Source organism: Phytohabitans rumicis (genome assembly GCF_011764445.1).
Lineage (GTDB): Bacteria > Actinomycetota > Actinomycetes > Mycobacteriales > Micromonosporaceae > Phytohabitans > Phytohabitans rumicis.
In genome coordinates, this window is record NZ_BLPG01000001.1 from 1,515,884 (window position 1) to 1,537,160 (window position 21,277).

Annotated in this window: 23 protein-coding genes; 9 read left to right on the forward strand and 14 right to left on the reverse strand. The window is 68.4% G+C overall.

Features of this window, described 5'->3' with window-relative positions; translation table 11 throughout:
* Nucleotides 1–95: 95 nt before the first annotated feature.
* Nucleotides 96–506 (forward strand): hypothetical protein, encoded by a 411-nt coding sequence (locus tag Prum_RS06185; RefSeq protein WP_246277683.1) that lies wholly within the window; start codon nucleotides 96–98, stop codon nucleotides 504–506.
* A gap of 194 nt (nucleotides 507–700) precedes the next feature.
* Here the strand turns inward: Prum_RS06185 and Prum_RS06190 are convergent, their stop codons facing one another.
* A complete protein-coding gene (locus Prum_RS06190) occupies nucleotides 701–949 on the reverse strand; it encodes an amidohydrolase family protein (RefSeq protein ID WP_173074709.1) in 249 nt (82 codons plus the stop codon).
* 109 nt (nucleotides 950–1,058) lie between these two features.
* Complete coding sequence (locus Prum_RS06195) at nucleotides 1,059–3,239, reverse strand: MMPL family transporter (protein ID WP_173074711.1); 2,181 nt, start codon at nucleotides 3,237–3,239, stop codon at nucleotides 1,059–1,061.
* 252 nt (nucleotides 3,240–3,491) lie between these two features.
* Between Prum_RS06195 and Prum_RS06200 the strand changes: the two genes are divergently transcribed.
* From Prum_RS06200 to Prum_RS54950, 3 genes are read left to right on the forward strand one after another with little or no spacing between them, the layout of a single operon-like run.
* Nucleotides 3,492–4,709 (forward strand): sensor histidine kinase, encoded by a 1,218-nt coding sequence (locus Prum_RS06200; protein WP_173074713.1) that lies wholly within the window; start codon nucleotides 3,492–3,494, stop codon nucleotides 4,707–4,709.
* Entirely contained in the window at nucleotides 4,706–5,299 is a 594-nt protein-coding gene (locus Prum_RS06205) for a response regulator (RefSeq protein ID WP_371871194.1), read from the forward strand. The genes Prum_RS06200 and Prum_RS06205 overlap by 4 nt, the downstream gene beginning before the upstream one ends.
* Nucleotides 5,224–5,394: a response regulator transcription factor gene (locus tag Prum_RS54950; protein WP_371871195.1), complete on the forward strand. Its 171-nt coding sequence runs from the start codon at nucleotides 5,224–5,226 to the stop codon at nucleotides 5,392–5,394. The genes Prum_RS06205 and Prum_RS54950 overlap by 76 nt, the downstream gene beginning before the upstream one ends.
* Before the next feature lie 323 nt (nucleotides 5,395–5,717).
* On the opposite strand, the gene Prum_RS54405 is transcribed toward Prum_RS54950, so the two are convergent.
* From Prum_RS54405 to Prum_RS54415, 3 genes are read right to left on the reverse strand one after another with little or no spacing between them, the layout of a single operon-like run.
* Nucleotides 5,718–5,909, reverse strand: coding sequence for a hypothetical protein (locus Prum_RS54405; RefSeq protein WP_308785336.1), 192 nt, complete (start codon nucleotides 5,907–5,909; stop codon nucleotides 5,718–5,720).
* A 5-nt stretch (nucleotides 5,910–5,914) separates the two neighbouring features.
* Entirely contained in the window at nucleotides 5,915–6,202 is a 288-nt protein-coding gene (locus Prum_RS54410) for a Rossmann-fold NAD(P)-binding domain-containing protein (protein WP_308785337.1), read from the reverse strand.
* Nucleotides 6,199–6,642: an NAD-dependent epimerase/dehydratase family protein gene (locus tag Prum_RS54415; protein WP_308785338.1), complete on the reverse strand. Its 444-nt coding sequence runs from the start codon at nucleotides 6,640–6,642 to the stop codon at nucleotides 6,199–6,201. The genes Prum_RS54410 and Prum_RS54415 overlap by 4 nt, the downstream gene beginning before the upstream one ends.
* Nucleotides 6,643–6,768: 126 nt before the next feature.
* Between Prum_RS54415 and Prum_RS06215 the strand changes: the two genes are divergently transcribed.
* The gene (locus tag Prum_RS06215; protein ID WP_173074715.1) at nucleotides 6,769–7,743 is read left to right on the forward strand and encodes a GlxA family transcriptional regulator; all 975 of its coding nucleotides are present in this window, start codon (nucleotides 6,769–6,771) and stop codon (nucleotides 7,741–7,743) included.
* 675 nt (nucleotides 7,744–8,418) lie between these two features.
* On the opposite strand, the gene Prum_RS06220 is transcribed toward Prum_RS06215, so the two are convergent.
* From Prum_RS06220 to Prum_RS06240, 5 genes are all read right to left on the reverse strand, one after another.
* Nucleotides 8,419–9,801 carry an IS1380 family transposase gene (locus Prum_RS06220; RefSeq protein WP_173074717.1) on the reverse strand — a complete coding sequence of 461 codons (1,383 nt, stop codon included), beginning with the start codon at nucleotides 9,799–9,801 and terminating at the stop codon, nucleotides 8,419–8,421.
* Between the two features lie 135 nt (nucleotides 9,802–9,936).
* Nucleotides 9,937–10,281: a dihydrofolate reductase family protein gene (locus Prum_RS51015; protein WP_246277684.1), complete on the reverse strand. Its 345-nt coding sequence runs from the start codon at nucleotides 10,279–10,281 to the stop codon at nucleotides 9,937–9,939.
* Between the two features lie 238 nt (nucleotides 10,282–10,519).
* Nucleotides 10,520–11,326, reverse strand: coding sequence for an MBL fold metallo-hydrolase (locus tag Prum_RS06230; protein WP_246277685.1), 807 nt, complete (start codon nucleotides 11,324–11,326; stop codon nucleotides 10,520–10,522).
* 449 nt (nucleotides 11,327–11,775) lie between these two features.
* Entirely contained in the window at nucleotides 11,776–12,192 is a 417-nt protein-coding gene (locus tag Prum_RS51020) for a DUF6069 family protein (RefSeq protein ID WP_246277686.1), read from the reverse strand.
* Between the two features lie 105 nt (nucleotides 12,193–12,297).
* Nucleotides 12,298–12,858, reverse strand: a complete 561-nt coding sequence (locus tag Prum_RS06240; protein ID WP_173074721.1) for a dihydrofolate reductase family protein — start codon at nucleotides 12,856–12,858, stop codon at nucleotides 12,298–12,300.
* A 136-nt stretch (nucleotides 12,859–12,994) separates the two neighbouring features.
* Here Prum_RS06240 and Prum_RS06245 point away from each other — a divergent pair, with 136 nt between their 5' ends.
* The gene (locus tag Prum_RS06245) at nucleotides 12,995–15,664 is read left to right on the forward strand and encodes an ATP-binding protein (protein WP_173074723.1); all 2,670 of its coding nucleotides are present in this window, start codon (nucleotides 12,995–12,997) and stop codon (nucleotides 15,662–15,664) included.
* A 203-nt stretch (nucleotides 15,665–15,867) separates the two neighbouring features.
* Nucleotides 15,868–16,194: a TraR/DksA family transcriptional regulator gene (locus tag Prum_RS06250; protein ID WP_173074725.1), complete on the forward strand. Its 327-nt coding sequence runs from the start codon at nucleotides 15,868–15,870 to the stop codon at nucleotides 16,192–16,194.
* 187 nt (nucleotides 16,195–16,381) lie between these two features.
* Here the strand turns inward: Prum_RS06250 and Prum_RS06255 are convergent, their stop codons facing one another.
* Nucleotides 16,382–16,768 carry a hypothetical protein gene (locus Prum_RS06255; protein ID WP_173074726.1) on the reverse strand — a complete coding sequence of 129 codons (387 nt, stop codon included), beginning with the start codon at nucleotides 16,766–16,768 and terminating at the stop codon, nucleotides 16,382–16,384.
* Between the two features lie 345 nt (nucleotides 16,769–17,113).
* Between Prum_RS06255 and Prum_RS06260 the strand changes: the two genes are divergently transcribed.
* Together Prum_RS06260 and Prum_RS06265 are read left to right on the forward strand one after the other, a co-directional pair.
* Nucleotides 17,114–17,668 (forward strand): IS5 family transposase, encoded by a 555-nt coding sequence (locus tag Prum_RS06260; protein WP_173074728.1) that lies wholly within the window; start codon nucleotides 17,114–17,116, stop codon nucleotides 17,666–17,668.
* A gap of 797 nt (nucleotides 17,669–18,465) precedes the next feature.
* Nucleotides 18,466–18,660: a hypothetical protein gene (locus Prum_RS06265; RefSeq protein ID WP_173074730.1), complete on the forward strand. Its 195-nt coding sequence runs from the start codon at nucleotides 18,466–18,468 to the stop codon at nucleotides 18,658–18,660.
* A 141-nt stretch (nucleotides 18,661–18,801) separates the two neighbouring features.
* On the opposite strand, the gene Prum_RS06270 is transcribed toward Prum_RS06265, so the two are convergent.
* From Prum_RS06270 to Prum_RS06280, 3 genes are all read right to left on the reverse strand, one after another.
* Nucleotides 18,802–19,590: an SDR family NAD(P)-dependent oxidoreductase gene (locus tag Prum_RS06270; protein ID WP_173074732.1), complete on the reverse strand. Its 789-nt coding sequence runs from the start codon at nucleotides 19,588–19,590 to the stop codon at nucleotides 18,802–18,804.
* A 64-nt stretch (nucleotides 19,591–19,654) separates the two neighbouring features.
* Complete coding sequence (locus tag Prum_RS06275; RefSeq protein WP_173074734.1) at nucleotides 19,655–20,482, reverse strand: alpha/beta fold hydrolase; 828 nt, start codon at nucleotides 20,480–20,482, stop codon at nucleotides 19,655–19,657.
* A gap of 67 nt (nucleotides 20,483–20,549) precedes the next feature.
* The gene (locus tag Prum_RS06280; protein WP_246277687.1) at nucleotides 20,550–21,275 is read right to left on the reverse strand and encodes an alpha/beta hydrolase; all 726 of its coding nucleotides are present in this window, start codon (nucleotides 21,273–21,275) and stop codon (nucleotides 20,550–20,552) included.
* Nucleotides 21,276–21,277: the final 2 nt, after the last annotated feature.

The window sequence follows — 21,277 nt, forward strand, 5'->3', positions numbered from 1 at the left end:
GTCTGATCCGTAATGGATGCAACATGCCCTGAGCCGCCCCCCACGCACACCTCGCGGTCGGCACCGCCAACCAGTGCGACCCACCGCTATGATCCGTGATCGTGACCAACCCTCAAGGCGGACACCTGCGCATTCTCACGAAGTATCACTGGATGGCGTTCATGCTGGCGTTGTTCGCGCCCAAGGCCGTCATCAACGGACACACGATCGCCCTCAAGTGGGGAGAGAACGTAATCCCCATCCTGTTGAGCACCCACCAGGTCGAGATCTTCGTGCCTTACCTGTGGAAGTTTGGTTCGGCCACGATCGCCGTCGACAACACCCAATATGCGCCGACAATCCACTACTCCGCACCGGTTTGGGCGTTCGGCGGCGGCGCGATCGGATTCGAGCCGCAGAAGCACCCAGGTCTGACCGCTGCCTACATCCTGTATGGCGTACTCGCGGCCGTCATCGTGCTGTGCTGCTGCGGTTCCTTCCTGCTCAGCCTCGCAGACAACAGCTGACACCTGGAGAGGTCCTGTGTGGCCCTTCAGTGACCGGCCTTCCACCTTGTCGACGTCGTGGCTGACGATTCGCCGGTTCCGCTTGACGATCCTGCCGTCGATGAGGACGGTGTCGATGTTCGCCGGGGTCGCGGAACGGACGAGGGTGGACTCCAGATCGCCGATGGGTGTGATGTTGATGTCGTCGGCGCGGATCAGAGGGATGTCCGCGCGTTTGCCGGGGTGATAGAGCTGGTTGCCGCGTCGAGGCCGAGGGCGCGTGCTCCGTTGATGGTGGCCATTTCGATGACCTGCCGGAATACGACGGCAGGCAGGTTGGCCGTGTCCGTCCCGAGGTAAGGGAGGCCGAGGTTCCAGGCCACGTTCATCGACTCGAACATGTTGATCGGGGCGAGGGAGGTGGCGTCGAAGGAGAGTGAGATGGTGACGCCGGCGGCGAGCATGCGCAGCAGTTGGCCGTGGAAGCCACCGGCGGCTGCGGACGGGTGGGGCCGCCACCGTCGGTGGACGGCCGGACGGCGGCGGCCCCATGGGGAGGGGGAACGAGCCCGGTCAGGCGGATGCGTGTTCGGCGGTGCGTGAGCTGTCTGGTACATCGTCGAGCTGGTGGCGCAGCTTCTCGCCTTCGACATCCACATCGGGCAGTAGCTTGTCGAGCCAGCGGGGCAGCCACCAGGCGGACTTGCCCAGCAGGGTCATGACCGCGGGCACGATGGTCATCCGCACGATCAGTGCGTCGAAGAGGACCGCGATGCCGAGGGCGAACCCGACCGACTTGATGACGGCGTCCGGGGCGAGGATGAACCCGGAAAAGACGCTGATCATGATGATCGCGGCGGCGGTGACGACCCGGGCGCCATGGCCGAAGCCGGCGACCACGGCTTCGCGCGGCGGGGTGCCGTGGACGTACTCCTCGCGCATCCGGGTGACCAGGAAAACCTGGTAGTCCATGGCGAGGCCGAACACGATCCCGATCAGGACGACGGGCAGGAAGCTGATGATCGGTCCGACCTGGTCGACGCCGAGCGCGTCGGCGAGCCAGCCCCACTGGAAGACCGCGACGACCGAGCCGAAGGTGGCCGCGACGCTGAGCAGGAACCCGAGCGTGGCCTTGATCGGCACGAGCAGTGATCGGAAGACCAGCATGAGCAGGATGAACGCGAGGCCGACCACGACCGCGAGGTAGGGGATCAGCGCGGCGCCGAGTTTGGCGGAGATGTCGATGTTGATGGCGGTCAGACCGGTGACGGCGATGGCCGCGCCGGGCACGGCGCCGTCTTGTTGCCGGATCGCCCGGACCAGGTCTTCGGTCGCGGTGTCGCTGGGACCGCTCGCGGGGATGACGGTCAGGATGGCGGTGTCACCGGCCTGGTTCAGCACAGGTTCGGTCACCGTGTCGACGTTGTCGAGGCCGCGGATCTGCCCGGCGACCTGGTCGGCGGCCGTCTGTGCGGTGCCGGCGGGCGCGTCGACCGCGACGATCAGCGGCCCGTTGAAGCCCTTCCCGAAGCCGGCTGAGAGCAGGTCGTATGCCTTGCGCTGGGTGGTGTCCGAGGCGGCGGTGCTGTCGTCGGGCATCCCGAGGTGCAGGTCGAGGGTCGGGATCGCGACCACGCCGAGCCCGACGACGGCGATCAGCAATGCGGCCACCGGGCGGCGGGTGACCACGCGGGCCCAGCGGGTGCCGAAACTGGTCGCGCCGGAAGCCTCGGGGTCGCGGAAGCGCTTGCCGAGGATGCGGCGCCCGGCGAAGCCGAGCAGCGCCGGCAGCAGGGTGAGCGCGATGACCACGGCGACCGCGACGGTGAACGCGGCGGCCAGGCCCATCTGGGCCAGGAACGGGATGCCGACCACCGTCAGCGCAGCCAGGGCGATGATCACGGTGAGGCCGGCGAAGACCACAGCCGAGCCGGCGGTGCCGACCGCGCGGCCGACGGCCTCGTACGGCTCGTGGCCGGCGGCCAGTTCGTGCCGGTACCGGGAGACGATGAACAGGGCGTAGTCGATCGCGACGGCCAGGCCGAGCATCAGCGCAAGGATCGGGGTCTTGGACGACAGGTCGACGAAGCCGGAGAGCATGGTGATGGCGCCAATGCCGATCCCAATGCCGAGGATCGCGGTCAGCAGCGGCAGGCCGGCGGCGACCAGCGAACCGAACGTGATGAGCAGCACGACCGCGGCGACGATCACGCCGATGACCTCGCCGACGCCCATGTTGGCCGGGGGCTCGAGGGCGTCACCGCCGACCTCGACGGTCAGCCCGCTCGCACGGGCCTGGTCCACCACCGTGGTGAGCGCGTCACGGGCATCGTCGGTGAGGTCGTCCGACGGTACCTGGAAGCTGGCCTGGGCGAACCCGATCGTGCCGGCCGGGTTGACCGCGCCGGAGGTGAACGGGTCGTTGACCGAGGCGACCTGCGGTGCCTGCTTCAGGTCGGCGACCGCGGTGTCGATCGCCTGCCGGTACGCCGGGTCGCTGAGCGTCTTTCCGTCCGGTGCGGCGAAGACCACGCGCGCGGTGGCACCGTCGGCCGATGCCTGTGGGAACCGCTCGTCGAGCAGGTCGACCGCCTTCTGCGCCGGAGTCCCGGGGATGCTGAACGACTCCTGCGTCGGCCCGGACAGGGTGAGGGCGCCGAGCAGCGCGGCGGCCAGGACCGCCAGCCACGCGGCGGTCACCGACCACCGGCGGCGGAACGCGAACCGGCCCAACCGGTATAGGAACGAAGCCATGCTGATTTCTCCTGTTTGACGACTTATCGGGAGCACTGTCCACTTCCGCGAATATGCGACCCCTGCATCGTTCGCCGGCACGGCCGTACCCGTCATCGGCCTGGCGCGGCGACCCCACCCACCTCGATCGCGGTGGCTCCGGACGGCTGCCTACCGCGTTCACAGGTGCCGCCCCTGCCCAACCCGACGCCGCCTACTACGCTCGCAGTAGATTGTTTGCCGCCTCGCCAACCGGTTGCCTACTGTCACCTTGTGGGAGCAAAAGACCTGGCCACGAGCCTGATACCGGTAGGCGAGCGCATGCGCCGGCTCGCCGCCACGCACCCCACCGCCACCCGAGCGGCCGGGGCAGGCGTCGTCTTTCTCCTCACCATCCTGGCCGCCGCGACATTGAGCCCGACCGCGCTCACGCCAGCGGTGTACGGCACCGCCGCGGTGGTCTCGGCCAGCTTCGTCGTCGTCCCCGCCCTGCACTGGCCGACCTGGCTCATCCTGGCCACCGCGACCGCGGGGGCGATCGCGATGAAGCCGACCGGACCAGCCGACTCTCCCGCCCGACCCGCCCTGATCGTGGCGATGCTCGTTTTCTCCGTGCTCAGCGAAAAGACCGCAGTGATCGCCGCGACCATCGCCGTGAGCGGCGCACTCGCGCTGGCCGGCAGCGTGACGGCCGCCTTCCAGGGAAGGTTCGAACTGGTCAACCTCGCGGCCCTCGCATGGGTCGTGGCGGCGGCCGCCGTCGGGCAAGCCATCCGAGCCAACCGCGCGCAACGAGCCATGCTCGAAGACCGGGCCCGGCGCGCGGAACAGAGCCGCGAGGACGAAGCACACCGCCGCGTCCAGGCCGAAAGGCTCCGGATCGCCCGCGAACTCCACGACGCGGTAGGCCACCAGGTAGCGCTGATCAACGTGCAGGCCGGCGCCATGACCTTCCTGCTGGACACCAAAGACCTCACCCAGGCCCGCCAGTCCCTGGAGCACATCCAGAACGCCAGCGAAGCCGCCCTCGCCGAACTCAAACTCACCGTCGGCCTGCTACGCCAACCCGGCGAGCACGAGCCCGTCGAACCGGCTGGACGGCTCAGCCGGCTCGACGAGCTGATCGCCTCCTTCACCGCCACCGGGCTGCTGGTCACCTGCGACGTCACCGGGCAGGCCAGGCCGCTGCCCGAGGCCGTCGACCTCACCGCCTACCGGCTGATCCAGGAATCCCTGACCAACACCGCCAAACACGCGGCAGGAACATCCGCATCCATCCGGCTCGCCTTCCGACCCGGCACGCTGGCCCTGACCGTGGAGAACGACGGACCACCGGCGGCCCGTCGCGAGGCCGGCACGATGGGGCACGGCATCATCGGCATGCGGGAGCGAGCCGCCGCACTCGGCGGACGGCTCTCCGCAAGCCCCCGCCCCGAAGGCGGCTTCCGGGTCACCGCGGAACTGCCCACCCCAGCCGGCGCCACGCCATGACCGCCATACGCGTTGTGCTCGCCGACGACCAGGACATCGTCCGCGGCGGACTACGCCTCATGGTCGACAGCGCGCCCGACCTGACCGTCGTCGGCGAAGCCGCAACCGGAGCCCAAGCCGTGCGACTGGCCCGCCAAGCCCGCGCCGACGTCGTCCTCATGGACATCCGCATGCCCGAACTCGACGGCCTCGCCGCCACCCGCCGGATCACCGCCGACGAAGGTCTCGCCGGCGTGAAAGTCCTGATACTGACCACCTTCGAGGTCGACGAGTACGTCTTCGAGGCACTACGCGCCGGCGCCAGCGGATTCCTCGGCAAGGGCGCCCGACCGGAGGTACTACTCGACGCGATCCGCACCGTCGCCCGCGGCGACGCCCTGCTCTCCCCAGCAGCCACCCGCGGCCTGATCGCCCGCTACCTCGCCATCGACGACCACGGCCCCGCCCCACCTCCAACCTCCTCAACGTCCTCACCGACCGCGAACGCGAGATGGTCGCCCTGGTCGCCACCGGCATGTCGAACGCCGAGATCGCCGACCACCTCACCCTCAGCCCTCTCACCGTCAAAACACACGTCAACCACGCCATGACCAAACTCGACGCCCGCGACCGCGCCCAACTCGTCGTCATCGCCTACCAAGCCGGCATACGCGGTCCCGAGGCGTCGGGCAACAGCAGGTACTAACCGACTTCGTTCGTGAGAACGGGGCTCTGGCGCACTCTCCGTGATTGATCACTGCGGGCGTGCTGCAGCCGGTCTCGCTGAGCCCAGACCCGCCGCGGTGACCGTTCGCGTGCCATCGGCCGTCCACGACTGCCGTCGACATCGCAACCGGAAGCGAACCTCGCGTCTTCCCAGCACCTCCGGCGAAAGCAACGATCCGGGAGGCTGGTGGGCAGCGTCTGCCCCGCGTTTCGGTCCGCGTTTGCCCCCGCGTCTCAGCGAGGGGAACCCAGGCGAACCAAGAACCGGCACGCACCACGCCACGGCACAGTTGCCGATAGCCGTCAGGCCGCGGTGGCGTGTTCGGCTGCCATCTCGGCGAGGACCTGGTCGATCGGGGTGGGTGTGATGTCCAAGACCTTTGCGGTGTACGACGCGTCGAGGATGTTTGGCCGGTCGTACAGGTAGAGCATTTCCGGGAACTCGGCCATGACCGAGTTGGTCCGCCCGATCTCCGCCAGCTCACTTCCGGTCATGTGGCCTAGTTGCGGGTCGGGCGCGTTCGCCGCCGACGCCAGGCGCGTGGCGAGTTGGCGCGCGGGCGCTTCAGAGGTGGAGGGCACGTGCCACGCCTGGCCCAGGATTGCTCGTGCCGGGCTACGGCGATGAGTGTGCGTGCCGCGTCGCCGGTGTAGGTCCAACTGTGCGGGGCGTCGAGATCGCCTGGGTAGGAGACGGGCGAGCCGGCCAGCACCTGCGCGCCAACCATGAGTGTGAACGGGGAGTAGACGCCCGCGCCGAGGAAGTCGCTGGCCCGAACCTCGGTCACCCGAACCCGGCCCGCTTCGTGAGCGGCGTGGGCGTCCTGCCAGATTTGGGCCCGGACACGCCCCTTGACGCTGGTTGGGGCCTGGGATGGTTTTCGGTGACGGCTTCTTCGACGGGGCCGTAGCCGTACGTGTTGCCAAGCATGACGTAGTCCGCGCCGGTGTGTTCGGCCGCCGCCAGGACGGCGGCGGCCAGCGGCGGAAACAGCGCCGGCCAGCGGTCGTACGGCGGCATGGCGCAGTTGAATACGGTGGCGGCACCGCGGGTCACCTCGATGAGCCGTCCGGTGTCGGTGGCGTCGGCGGCGACGCGTTCGATCAGCTCGTGCACCGGCCCGCTGCCGCGGCGGGTAACGAGCCGAACCCGCTCACCGGCGACAGCCAGCAGACGGGCGGTGGCCGATCCGGTGGCTCCAGCTCCGACAATGACGTGCAAGGACACGCGCGTTCTCCCCTGTGTGGTCGCGGCGATGACCGCCGGCTCGACGGCCGACGTGCTACCTACCCTGCGTCCCCGCATGATCGGTAAGGTAGTGGCCCGAATGCCAAACATCCGGAGGTTTAGGCCATGCACCGGGTTGCTGTCATCGCCGTCCCTCCGGCGACCACCTTCGACCTGTCCATTCCCGAACTGGTGCTCGGCGAGACGTTGATCGACGGCACCCCCGGCTACCGGGTGCGCATCTGCACCGCCCGCCCCGGGGTTGTCGTGACCAGCGGCAGCCTGCAGGTCACCGTCCCCTATGGCCTGGAGACCGTCGACGACGCGGACACCGTCATCGTCACGGGCACCGCGGCCCGCGACGACATCGACCCGCGCATCCTCTCGACGCTGCGACGCTGCGCGGCCCAAGGCAAGCGCATCGCCTCGATCTGCACCGGAGCCTTCGTCCTTGCCCAGGCCGGACTGCTCGACGGCCGCCGCGCCACCACCTACTGGGCCAAGTCCGAAGAGTTCGCCCGCCGCTTCCCCACCGTCGAGCTTCGCCCCGACGTGCTGTATGTCCAGGATGGCAACGTCCTGACCTCAGCCGGACTGTCCGCCGGCATCGACCTGTGCCTGCACCTGGTACGCAGCGACTACGGCGCCGCGACAGCCAACGCGGTCGCCCGCCTAGTCGTGGCGGCACCCGTACGACCCGGTGGACAAGCCCAGTTCATCAAGGCACCGCTACCGCCCGAGACCGGCACCTCCCTGGCCGCCACCCGTAGCTGGGCACTCGAACAACTACACGACCCACTCACCCGCGCAGCCCTCGCGGCCCATGCCCGCACCAGCATCCGCACCCTGTCCCGCAAATTCCACGACGAGACCGGCCACAGCCCGCTTCAATGGCTGCTGCATCAGCGGGTGATCCGGGCCCAGGAACTCCTGGAAACAACCGACTTGCCGATGGAGCAGGTCGCCCGCCTCAGCGGCCTGGCCACCACCGATTCCCTACGCCTGCACCTGACACGACGAACCGGACTGACACCCAGCGCCTACCGTGCTGCGTTCACCCAGCACCCACGCCAATGGCACACAGACACCGCCACGACCTGAGTGCCTCGCCGACCGGCAAGGCATCGAGTTGAACCACGTCTGCGTCCAACGCAGAGCTGATTCGGTTCTTGGTTCGCCGCGGTTGCCACGATCACTTCGCTCAATAATGCCAGATTCTTTCCATATGACGCCGAGGGGAAACCAACCGGATCGGGCGCGTCAGTGCGGTTGTGCCCAATTTCTATGATCATTCGGTGGTGTTGTGGAAGATGGCATGGACCGCGTTCAACGCGGTCGGGGTGGCGGCCCTCGGGTGGGCCGCGGCACACCTCACTGACATATGCGGATGATGCCGCAGCCGAGACCGCTGATCATTTGCCTGCCCAACCGACGGCCAGCTGGCGCCTCTGCCGCGCGAACCATCCATCCGTCTACGGCTCACAGGCAGCCGGCGAGCTGGTGTGGCTTTGGATAGCGTTGCAGCTCAACGCTATCGACGATCACGAAGACGAGGAACGTGCGTGTGTTGGGAAGTGGGAGCCGTGATAGGGAGCTGTCCGCTCAGTTGCCTGGCTTAGCCTCGATCATTCGCGCCTGAGGTCGGATGTTGCGACCCGGTGGCGTTGATCGCTGGTGATCGATGCGATGAGGTTCCGGGCATGGTGGTGGGCCGTCTGTCGCGGCGGTGGCGTGGTCTCCTTGGTCCTCCGGTCGGCGGGATAAGGGCTGAGATGGTCAGCCGGGTGCGGGGATCGCCGCGATCCGGTCGAACGCGGCGGTGATCTGGGTGGCCCAGGGCCAGGTGGCGGGGATGCGAAGCCAGCGGCGGCGTTGGCCGCGGGTCAGACGGGCGGCGGTGTGCAGCACGCGGTAGCGCAGCCGTTTGGGTTCGGCCAGGGCGAGATCGCCGTCCAGGCCGAGCAGTTGGAGCCAGCGGAGCAGGTCGACGGCGATCGCTGCGGCGGTGCACCAGGCTTGGTTGATCGCGAACTCGCGGGACGGCAGTCGGCCAAGACCGGTGTCTTTGCCGGTGCGGATGCGGTCCTCGACGCGGGCGTGGGCGCGGTGGCGGGCCTCCAACCATTGCAGTGCACCGACCTGGGTGCCGGTGATGAACGCGGTGTAGCGCCAGCCGTCGCGTTCCTCGAAGAGGGTCAGCTGTGCACCGGGGTGCGGGCGTTCGCGGCGCACGATCACCCGCATCCCGTCCGGCCAGCCGGGCAGATCGAGCAGGCCGGTCAGTTCGGCGACCTGCGCACCCTCGCGGATGCCGCCGTCGGCGTTGATGGCCGGTGACCACCCCGAGGTGGGGATGGCGGCGATAGCGGTCCGCTCGGCTTCGCCGATCGCCCAGCCGATCGAGTACTCCACGGCGCGGCCGCGACGCTTGCCTTGCTCGACCAACCAGTCCAGCACGGCGTGCGTCGCGGCGGCCGAGTCACCACGGACCAGCAAGTGCCTGCGATGGGCGGCGGGAATCTGCGCGAACGCCTCCGCCAGGACCTGGAGATGATCTGCGGCGGTGTTCGCGCCGGCGTTGCCGGGCCGCAGCTTGACCGCTAACAACTCGCCGGTGTTATCACAGGTGACCAGGATCGGATGGAACCCGAACGTGTGCTTGTAGGTCGGCGCCGCGCCTTCCTTGTCGCTATGCGCCAACACGATCGTGGAGTCGACATCGAGCACGACTACCCCGTCGCCGATGTCCCGGCCGGCGGCCCGTGCTCGCGGTAGCTGCCCGAGCAGCGCCCACACGCGGGCGCGGACCTGTGCACGGGCCGCGGCGATCCGCCGCAGCTGGCGGTCGCCGACCTCGTCCAGGGCCCGCCAGCAGGTCGCCGGTGAGGCGACCGGTCCGAACAGCTCACCCTGATGGCGCAGCACGTCGATGTCGCAAATCGCCTCGCCACCGTCGGCGATCATCACCGCCAGGTCGACCAACACCCGACCTCGATCATGGCCCGGCCACCAGCCACGTCGAGCCAAAACACCGGAGACCGCCTCGGTCAGGCCGGCCCGATCGGCCAGCATCCGCAGCAGCACCGCACCGACGTGCGACACCACACCCGAACCGTCCGCGGTAACCCGCAGATCCTTCGACCACGCCGTAGACTGCACCTCGGAAGTGCCTCCCTAACAGAGAAACCTGTAGATGTCGCAATCACAAGTTTCCCTTACAGGACAGGCACTTCCGCTTATCTACACGCCGACAACCGGCCCATCTTGATGATCACCACGAATCACCCAGGTTAGCTATCTGGCGTTGCCCGATTGGGGACATTCTACTGTTGTGGGCAGGTACCGGACGTTGACTTCCGAGTCGGGGTGGACGTCGCCGACCCGGTGGAGCCGGATCGGCTCGCTGCCCGGGTTGTCGTAGAGCCGGATTCCTTCGCCGAGCAGGACCGGTTCGATGTGGAGGTCGATCTCGTCGATCAGTCCCAGTTCGAGTAGCTGACGGCCGATGGTCGGGGATAACACCTCGAGGTTCTTGCCGCCGGCGGCCTCCAGCCCGATCCGTACCGCCTCCGCGGGGTGACAATCTAAGAAGGTGACACCGTCGGCGGGAGTGGCGTCCTCAGGGTGGTGGGTGAGCACGAAGATCGGCCCATCCCAGTCGCTGCCGTAGGGGCGGCCCCCACTCGCGGCGGCGATGTCCCAACCGGATCGACCCCTAGCACGGCGCCCGTGGTCGTGACGTATTCGTCGATCAGGCCAGGACGGTTCGTCCCAGTCATCCAGCCCATCTCGTGGTGCGGGCCCGCCACGAAACCGTCCAATGACATCGTGAAGTGCCAGAGCACCTTGCCCTCCGCAGTCTGCGGTCGGGTGTCGTTCATTCGTTGTCCTGCTCTTTCTTCTTGGCGAACTGCTGCACTTGTCCTGCGTGTATGTCGCTGACCCATTCCCAGCCAGGCTTAGCCGACGGGCCGATCCGCGGGTCGCTGGAAACACCGCCGTCACGCAGTGCCTGCACGTACGCGCGGTCCAGCTCGATCCGTGTGCGCAGTTCATCAGCTTCGCCGACGGAACCGTGGCCGGGAATGACGACATTGGCGTTATCAGCCACGTTCTCGAGCAACTGCAGCCCCGTGAGGTATTCCTCGATCGGGTCATTGGTGCTGTTCAAGTTGTCGAGCATCGGGACGAAGACATCAGAGAGCATGTCGCCGGCAACGAGAACCCCGCGTTCCTCGATCAACAGCGCCGCATGGCCCGGGGAATGTGCCGGGTGCTCGATAATCCGGACTTTAGGGCCATCCCACGGAATATGCGTCGTTCCGGCGGGGAGTCCGGCAATGAGGCCGTAGACGTCCAGCGGTATCTCCTCGGCAATTTCCGGTGGTAGCCCCTCGGCGGCTCGGGCCTTCCAGTCCGCCTTTGACCGCAGATCTCGCATATCAGCCGCACAGCGGGCTGTACCGTAACGAGGCCCTTCGCCGAGCCCGGCGTGCCAGAGCACATGATCCCAATCCGGATGCGTCGAGAAGCCTGCCACAACGGGCTGGCCCAGCTCGGACAGGTCGTTGGCGAGGCAGGCCATTTCGCCGCCTGTAATCCCGGCGTCGATGAGCAACACGCCAGCCCGGCCTTGGACGACAACGGTGTTGTTCTGGAGTAACTCGCTCTGGTGGACCAGCACGCTCTCTGCGATTTGCTTTAGCATGGGATTCCTTCCGTTTGTGGTTTGCAACCGTTTGTCGGGACGGTTGGGACCGGACCAAGACATTGGGCGTCTGGTACGTCGGCCGGTTCGCGTTACTGGCCGGGTTACCGGGCGGTGGTGCACGGTGAAGATTTGTTCGCATCCATCCGTAATGCCCAAGCCGTCTTGGCCAGGGCCGCGGTGAGGGCGTTCGGGTTCTGGTCGCGGGGGTGGATATCCGTACGTAGCCGATCCTGGGTTGTATCGCGAAAGCCTCCGAGCCTTTATGAAGGCGCAGACATGGGTTGCGTTGCGCCCTTGACCTGGGTGAACGTTCGCGATGTTCGGGAGTAACGCGAACTAACGTCGCCGAGCGAACCCTGTCCCGCCGGAAAGAAGGCGCCCATGATCTCGCGTACCAGTTTCCGGCCCCTACTTGCGGGCGTTCATTGAGGTCGCCCGGAACACCGGTATGAGCACCGCGGCGACCGCGACGTGGGCGAGAGCGAGCACGACCTTGGTCCCCCCGCCGCCTCGATGGTGAACGGCGGGAAGAACGACACGGCCAGGAACACCAGCGCCACGACCGTCCAGATCAGGCGGGCGCGGGGGGTCACGCGCTCCAGCAGGGCCAGCAGCGCCCAGCCCAGCAGGGAGAACAACAGCGAGAACATGACAATCGCGCTCGCCCCGAGGTCCTGCGGCTCTTGCCCCTCGACCTTGATGATCATGTCGTAGCCGAGCAACGGTTCGCCCACCACCCAGACCAGGACGGCAGCCACGACGGCCCCCGCCACCGCGAGAGCCCGATCGCGCCGGCGCGTTCCGGCACTGACCTCCCGTACATCACTCTGAATCGTCACGTCTACTCCTTAAGCAGATTCATAGTTCAGGAACTGTGCTGGGTGCGCCCGCCATCGCTTTGGGGACGCTCGCCGTTAAGGCTTGAACCAGCCGGTAACGCGGCATCAGGCAGCCGACCCGGCGATTGGCTGGTAGGCGAGTACGACGAGACCCGAGGTGAACGTCCTGGTCCGCACCAGGCGCAGCTTCGCTGTGCTGCCGTCTCGGAAGAGCAGGTCGCGCAGGTTTCCGCTGCCGACCAGTACCGGGTGCAGCCAGATCCGCAACTCGTCGAGCAGGTCGTGGTACATCAGCGTCTGCGCGACCGGGCCGAACCCGTACATCAGGAGGTTCTGGCCGGCGCGCAGGAGCTTCGACACTTCGCCGGGGAGGTCACCGCTGATGATCGTCGTGTTGCGCCACTCAACTCTGTCCATGGTGGACGACACGACGTACTTGGGCATCGTGTTCATTCGCGTTGCCAGGTCCGAGCCGGTGGGAGCGGCCGACCACGCCTCGGCGAGGGTCAGGTAGGTCCGGCGGCCCATGAGGAGCGCGTCGCTCGCTAGGAGCTGCTGGTGGGCGTACGCGTCGGCCTCGCCGTCGTGGTGGTCGAACATCCATCGTTGCCGGTGTTCGATCACCCCGTCGAGCGACATGTCGACCGATGCGACTGCCCGTTTCATGTCCGATCGCCTCCGCCTAACCGTGGTCTGCGCTGCCAGGACAGCGTCGTACGGGACACGATGGGCACACATCCGTGGCAGTACGGAATCACCACTGACCGACCTGCATCGACCTCGGATCGGTCACACTGTCACCGTGCATCCAGTCGAGGTCTCCGAGCGCGAGGCAGAGGTACTCGCGGCGGTCGGCGCACGCCTGTCCAACGCTCAGATCGCCAACCGGCTGCACATCTCCGTGCGCACGGTCGAGAGCCACGTGTCGTCCCTGTTGCGCAAATATGGCGCCACCGACCGGTGGGACCTCGCCGAGCAGGCACAGCTCGGCACGCCCCCACCCGGTCACCTGGCCGGGCTGCCGACCTCGCGCACGACGTTCGTTGGACGATCCCGCGAGCGTGAGCTGGTCGTCGGCCTGCTCGCGGACACGCGGCTGGTGACGCTGCTCGGCCCCGGCGGGATCGGCAAGACCCGCCTGGCGGCGGTGGTGGCTGAGGCGGTGGGGCCGTCGTTCCCGCTGGGCGGCGCGTTTGTCGACCTGGTGCCGGTGCGCGACGGGTTCGTCGAACGGGCGGTGGCCGCCACCATCGGCGTGACCGAACGGCCGGGTCAGAACCTGGCGGACAGCATCGCCCAACGGCTCGGCCGCGGCCGGTCACTGCTGGTCCTGGACAACTGCGAACACCTCATCGACGCCGCGGCCGAGTTCGTCGAGCGGCTGCTGTCGACCTGTCCCGACGTGACGGTGCTGGTCACCAGCCGGGAACGGACCGGCGTGCCAGGCGAGCGGACAGTGCCGGTCGAGCCGCTGCCGTTGGCCTGCGACGCCGAGCGGCTGTTCCTCGACAGGGCCACAGCCGCCGACCCCGACTTCACGGCCGACCACGCCCTCGTCGCTGAACTCTGCGGCCGGCTCGATGGCCTACCGCTGGCGATCGAGCTCGCGGCCGCGCGCAGCCCGTCGCTCGGCGCCGACGGACTGCTCGCCGCGCTCGACGACGGTCTGCGGGTGCTGACCGGTGGCCGGGGCCCGGTCGAGCGGCACCGGTCGGTGCGCGCGGTGCTCGACTGGAGCCACGACCTGCTGGCGGAGGACGAACGGGAGCTGTTCCGCCGCCTGTCGGTCTTCGTCGGCGGGTTCGACCTGACTGCTGTCGCCGCGTTGCTGCCCGGTCGTACCAGCGGCGCGGTCGCCGACGTGCTCGGCAGACTCGTCGACAAGAGCCTCGTCATGCATCAGGGAGGCACGCGGAGCAGGTGGCGGTTGCTGGAGACCGTACGAGCGTTCGCCGCGGAACAGCTCGACGCGAGCGGTGAGCGGGCCGATGTCCAGCAGCGGCACCTGCGGTGGGCCGCGGCGGCCGGTGCCGAGCTGGAGGGCAGGCTGGACGGCGAGTGGCGGGGTGACTTCGACGCGGTCGTCGACGACTTACGCGCGGCCCTCGCCGCCGCCGCTCCCGGCTCCGAGGTCGTCCCGCACCAGTTGGCCCGGTCACTGGGGCACCTGACCTACGCCCGCCGGTTCCTACACGAGGCCCCCGGCCATTACGAGGAGGCCGCCAGGCGGGCGCCCTCCCCGCAGGACGCGGCACGGGACCTGCGCAGTGCCTCCGACAGCGCGCATGCCTTCATCGACACTGGCCGGGCCTTCGACCTGCTGCTCGCCTCGGCCGAGCAGGCGCGGCTGGCCGGGGACGCCAACGCCGAGGCGATCACGCTCGCCTTCGCCGTCACCACGGCCAACCGGCATCCGGCCGGGTTCACCGACGAGGTGCCCCACGAGCGGCTGCGTGACCTGCTCGACCGGGCAATGGCCATCGGCGACCACCAGGATCGGTTCGTGGCCGCCCATCTCGCCGCGGCGAACGCGTGGAACGCCCACGCGGAGAAGGTCACTCCCGACCCCGGCCTGATGACGGCCGCCGTGGCCACCGCCCGCGCCACCGGCGATCAGGTGCTGATCAGCGCGTGCCTCGACGCGGTCAGCATCGCGGCACTCGCCGCCGGCCGGTTCCGGGAAGCGCACCAGGTCGCCACCGAGCGGATGGCCCTGCTCGACGACATGTCCCGCGACGACCCGTACCCGGCACCCGAGATCACCGACACGTACCACATGGCCGCCACCTGCGCGGTCACCGTCGGCGACCCGTCCACCGCGCTGTCCGTGGCAAGGCTGGCCGCGGCCGACGACCTCGTCGGCGGGCAGTCGGCCGTCGCCTTGAGCGCGCTGCTGCCGGCGCGGGTGCTGCTGGGCGACCTCGACGGAACCGTGCGCGACGGTCTGGCCCTCTGGGACGTCTGCGAGCGGGCCAGAAGCCCGCTCGCGTGGCTCTCACCGGCGGTCGCGTCGGTCGCGCTGGCCCACGGTCTCCTCGGCGACGACGATGCGTTCCAGCTGTGGCGGACCAGGGCCAAGCAGGTCGCCGGCAACGCCCGGTTCCGGTACCTGGACGCGTACGCCGCGTTCGTCGACGCCCGGGTGGCCCTCCACACCGGACAGACGAACAACGCCGCCGCACTGGTTGAGCGCACCTGCGCCGAATTCCCGCTCCAGGACTGGCACCGCGCGTTCGCCCATGCCGCCGGAGCGGAGCTGGCCGTCGCGAGTGGACTGCCCGACGCGGCCGACCGACTCGCGGCGGCATCGGCCACAGCCACCGAGAACGACTGGGCAACCGCCTGCCTCACCCGAGCCCGCGGCCGGTTCGACCACGACGCGGACGCACTCACCACATCCCTCGCCGCGTGGGACCGCATCGGCGCCCGCTTCGAACACGCCTACACCCTGCGGCTGATCCAGGAACTGTAACCAGCGGTCCAATGTAGAGCTAGCCGCTCCACACACCCAACTCCAACGTTGGCGCGGTTGAGCCCGTCCGTCCCGAACGTCGCGCACCCGGCACAGTTCGCCGGTGTCTGACCAGGCAGATCGTCACGACCAACGTTCCCCAGCGGCCCAGCAAACAGTTCGGCGGCCGGTTGACGCCCGCCGGAAATCGTTAAGCTGCCGAGATGGTCCGGGATGAGCTGCTGCGGCTTCGAGTGAGCGCCGAGGCTGAGGCGGCGACGTTGGCCGTGGATTTGGAGGCGCTGTTCGCGGCATCGCGCAATTCGAACGCCGACGACGAGCACGACCCGGAGGGCGCCACCATCGGCTTCGAGCGCGCCCAGCTGACCGCGCTGCTGGCGGCCGCGCGGGAGCGAATCGCCGAAATCGACGACGCGCTGCGCCGGCTGGACTCCGGGACCTACGGCGTCTGCGAAAAGTGCGGACAACCGATCGCTGATGAACGGCTCGCCGCGCGCCCGTTCGCGCGCCGCTGTATCACATGCGCATAGAGCACGAGTCCCCTCCCGTTGTTGCGCGACATTCGGTGAGCGTGACCGCGTCACTGCTGGTGAGCGGGGAGCGCATTAAGTATGCCTGCCGGCTGGTTGCTGGCGAGGCTTGGGGGCGCTCGGCCGCGGCCGCGGAGTTCAACACGCCGAAGACGACCGCTACCGTACCCACGATGAAAATGGCTCGTTAGTTGATCGCCTCGAAGACTGGGCCGTACGCTGGAACGACGATCGCGCTCGCGGGTGTGAGGTCGACGCGGTAGGTGGCGCTGGCTGTCACGCTGGCGAGAACGGCTTCGGCCTGTGCTCTGCTGGGGAATCGCTGGGTGCGGAGGATCTCGGGGGCTCCCGGAGTCGGGCGGTACGACTCGACCGGGCCGCTACCTGGCAGGAATCCCTCGTACGAGTCGTGCACGTCGGCGTAGAACTGCACGTAGTAGCCGTCGGGATCGTGCACGTAGCTGTCCCTTTCGATCACGATGCCGTCCGCCAGCAGTGGGATCTTCGGGTTCACGTTCATGTGCTTGTCGTATCCCCGGATCACCTTGCCGGCGTCCAGCAGCGTGACGGCCACGTCGCGTGCGCCGTTCTCCCGGCCGGGTTTGAATGGCCCGTAGGTCTCGATGCTCTGGTAGTTCGGCTGCGTGTCACTCAGAGCCTGGTAAATAAAGGGTTCCGGGTGGTGGGTGGCCGTCAGGAAGATCGATGCTCACGGTCGTGCGGCGTGTTGGCGTGACATGCAGAAGGGCCTTCGGTACGAGCAAAGGCGACTAAACCAGCACGACCGAAGGCCCAACCCTGTCTGTATACCTGGTCGCGGGCGTCGCCGCACCCGCCACGCCGGCCGCCGCCGGCGATCACCTGCCCACCGCTCGAGGGCGCCGCTACCGGTCGGAACACCAGCGACGCCGAATGGGCCGTGCTGGCCCCGCACGTACCGGCCGGGACCGTGCAGGGCCGCGACCGGCAGCCCACCGCCGCGATCGTGGACTCCCAAACCGTGCGCGCAGCGGAGACCGTCGGCCGCACCAGCCGCGGCTACGACGCCGGCAAGAAGACCAACGGCCGTAAACGGCACATCGCCGTGGACACCTGCGGCCTGCTCCTGGCCATCCTGATCACCGGCGGCAACATACAGGACCGCGACGCCGCACGGCCCCTGCTGTGGGCGCTGCGCGCCACCTTCCCCACCATCACCCTGGTCTGGGCCGACTCCGGCTACGCCGGCAAACTCGTCGACTGGGCCACCGAATGCCTGGCCCTGACCGTCCAGATCGTGGCCAAGCTCGCCGGACAGACCACCTTCGTCGTCCTGCCCCGCAGATGGTGCGTCGAGCGCACCTTCTCCTGGATCAACAGATGCCGCCGCACCGTCCGCGACTACGAACGCCGACCCGACCACCACGCCGCCATGGTCCAATGGGCCATGATCATCCTCATGGCCCGCCTCCTCGCCCACCACCAACCCACCTGAAACCCTTATTTACCAGGCTCTCAGGGCGTGGGATCGCCCACTACGCCGCCGCGCGGAGTGGGGTGACGCGGGGCTACCTAGCGTACGGATCGTTCCGGCCGGGTGACGGACGTGCGAGGTACCGGTCCCCGTCCGGTCGTCCGACGCGTGGTGGGGTCGGTCTCGGTACGCTGGCCCCCTACCGTGCAGCCGGGTGTCGTGGCGGTCCGGTCGATACGGGTGATCGGGTGGTTTGTCCTCCCGCCTCGGGGACGGATCACCATCCACTGGGGGAGTGGTCGGAGCGTTCCTGCGCTGGCCCCGTCGGCCAGGAGCGCTCTGACGACCTCAGCTGGGCTGGACCCATTTGCGCGACGGTGGATCGGAGTGACGGATTGTGTCCAACAGCGAGCCGACCAACAACGTCGATCGCGTTGACATCGACCCGCGGCAAGCGGCGGTTTCGTTCGCGACGACCGAGCACTTCACTTTGCAGGGTGCCCGGTCGCCGTGTCGGGCGGCCTCGTCGCGCTCGGGCTGATCGCCACCGCTACCAATGTCGGCGCGGCGTTTTACGCCTTCGGGCTCATCCTGCTGCCCACGCTGGCGTTTGTGGGCCTGGTGACCTTCGACCGGGGTGCTGCAGTCCGGTATCGAGGACCACGGCTACGCCCAGCGGATCGCCCGCCTGCGCGGCTACTACTTCCTGCACGCTCCTGAATTGCTCGGGCACCTGCTCAGCGTCCCGGCCGCAGAGCGGCTACGGATCCAAGGGCTCGATGGGCGGGCGCTGGCAGAAGTTTGTCACCGTAGCCGGAATGGTCAGCGTAGTCACCGCCGTGCTCGCCGGGTCAGGTGCCGGGCTGCTGGCGGCGGTCGTCACTGACCGCAATCCGGTCGCGGCGTTCGTAGCCGGCGGCTTGGTCGCGCTCGCCGCGCTGGCCGTGCTGCTCCGCATCCAGGCCGGCGCTTGGGATCGGGCCAGTACCGCGCAGCTGTTCACCGACGATTGACGTTTGGACGGCGCACCGGACGGTGCGGTTGTCGAGCTATCCCAGCAAGGCAACCGGGCCGGGGTGTCGCGGGCGGCGCGGTATGCAGCCGAGCACGGTCGCTTCCAGCAGTTGTTGGCGGCGGGGTCGGTCTCGTGATCGCTACTGGAGGGTTTTGATGAGGCCGCCGTCGATGAGGAAGTCGCTTCCGGTGATGTTGTCCGCGTGGTTGCTGGCCAGGTACAGGACGAGGTTGGCTATTTCCTGCGGGTAGGTGAATCGTCCGGTGGAGGTGTCGGCGGCAGCTTGCCGGGCCACCGTTTCCGCGGTGGTGTCGTTGGCGCGGGCGACGGTGGCCGCAACGCCGTCGTCACCGAGCCAGAGATCGGTTTGGACCGGTCCGGGGCTGATGGTGTTGACCCGGACCGTGCCGCCGTACTCCTTGGACAGGGATTTGCATAGGTTGGTGAGGGCTCCTTTGGCTGCGCTGTAGTCGATCACCGAGGGGTCGGGCAGGAACGCGTTGACCGAGCTGATGGTGATGATGGACGCCCCGCTTCGGGTGACCAGGTGCGGGAGGGCCGCGCGCATGGTGCGGACGGCGGCGAAGAAATTGATCGTCATTGCCCAGTTCCAGTCCTCGTCGGTGACGGCGAGGAAGCCTTGCAGGCGTGGGCGGACGGCGCCGACGTTGTTGACGAGGATGTCGATGGCATCAAACCGGTTGACTGCCTCGGTGATGAGGGTCGCTGGTCCGTCGGGTGTGGTCAGGTCGACCTGGACGGGGTGGACGCCTTTCTGATCGGCGAGGACGTCGAGTTCGGCGCTGCCTGTCCGCGCGCCGGCCACCACGCGGACGCCTTCGGCGGCCAGTGATCGGGTGATCGCGAGGCCGATGCCCTTACTGGCACCGGTGACGACGGCGACCTTCCCGGCGAGGTGAAGATCCATGGTTGTCTCCTGACGTCAGCGGGTCCTGGCCACGCGGGTGGCCAGGACGGGCTGTCTGACTTGGTTAGCGGGTGGTGGCGTGGGCGGCACGCCCGACGAGCGCGGTGAACTGGGCCGCGTAGCGGGTGATACCGCCGGCGTGGCTGGCGTCTGCGAGCTCGACCGTGCGGGCGCCGGCGCGGGTGGCCATCCAGCGTTGCTGTGCCGGGTCGATCATCCGGTCGCCTGCCGAGATGGCGTACCACGATGGTGTGCTTGGCCAGGCCACAGGCCCGGACGGTGTGGTGACGATGGGGAAGTTCAACGGCTGTTGGGCTGCGTTGAGCAGACCTGCTCGTGCCGGCGGCAGGTCTTGGGCGAAGTACTGCCGGAACAGGTTCGGGGCGATGTAGGCCGGGGATGCGAAGGCAGCGCCGGTGAACGCGAGGTGGTGGAACGCGTCGGAGGCCACGAAGCCGGCGCCGAGGCTGGCGATCGAGTCGCCCTCGTTGGGCACGAACGCGGCCGAGAACACCAGGCCGAGCACGTCGGTGCGGCCGGCGGCGGCGTTGGAGATGACGATGCCGCCGTAGGAGTGCGCGACGAGGATCTTCTTGCCGGTGATGGAGTCGAGTACGGCGCGGACCTGGGTCACGTCGGCCGCGACGGACTCCAGCGCCAGATCGGGTGTGGCGGTGCGGTAGCCGTCGTGGCGCAGCCGCGGCACGACGTCGTTCCAGCTGCTGGAGTCGGCCCAGGCGCCATGCACGAGCACGACGGTGGGCTTGCCGGCACTCGACGTGCTCGGCCCGGCGACCGCCGTGGAGCCGGGTCCGGCCAGACCGGTTGCCGCGACGAGGGTGAGCGTCGCGAGGAGCGTGGGCACGCGCAGGCGTACCGTCGGGCGGCGCATCACAGGCCCTGTGCTTTGAGCCAGGTGAGCGTGGCGTCGGCGACGTCGCGCCATCCGTGGTCGATGGTCAGTGAGTGCGCCCGATCGGCGAATTCGACGATGTCGGTGGTCGCGGTGCTGTGCCGGTACTGCTTGAGGGTGGCCTTGGTGATCGCTTCGGGGACGGTGTGGTCCTTGCCCCCATGACCAGCAGCAGCGGCCCCCGGCCGGAGTTGGCGGTGTCGACCTTCGCCGGCGAGTGCGGGTTGAAGTTCGCGGCGGCGGCCTCGAACAAGGGCCTGCCCGGGGCCGGGATCGCCCACTGCGCGAAGAGGGCGTCGGACTCCTCGACCGGGATCGCGTTGCCGAAAGCGAATCGGAACTGTTCGGCGGTCAGCGCCACGGTGCGGTGCCTGTTGGCCGGGTTCTTGAACACCGGCAGCGTCGCCCGCAGCGAGGACAGCGGCAACGGCAGTACCCCCTTGATCTGGGCCGCGTCGATGGCGACCGCCGCGGCGGCGAGGTCCTGGCCCAGGAGCTTCTGGGCGAACATGCCGCCGAAGGAGTGTCCGACCAGGATCGGCTTGGCCGGAAGGTCGGCGATGATCTTCGCGTAGTGCTCGACGACGTCGTCGATGCCGCGATCGGCCATGCTTTCGGGGTTGTCGCGGGCCTCTTGCACGGATGCGGGGTCACCGGGCCAGCCCGGTGCGGTGGCGTCGTAGCCGGCCTGGGTGAACACCTCGATCCACGGGTTCCAGGAGGTGGCGTGCAGCCAGAGGCCATGGATGAACAGCACGGGCATCGTCGTCATCA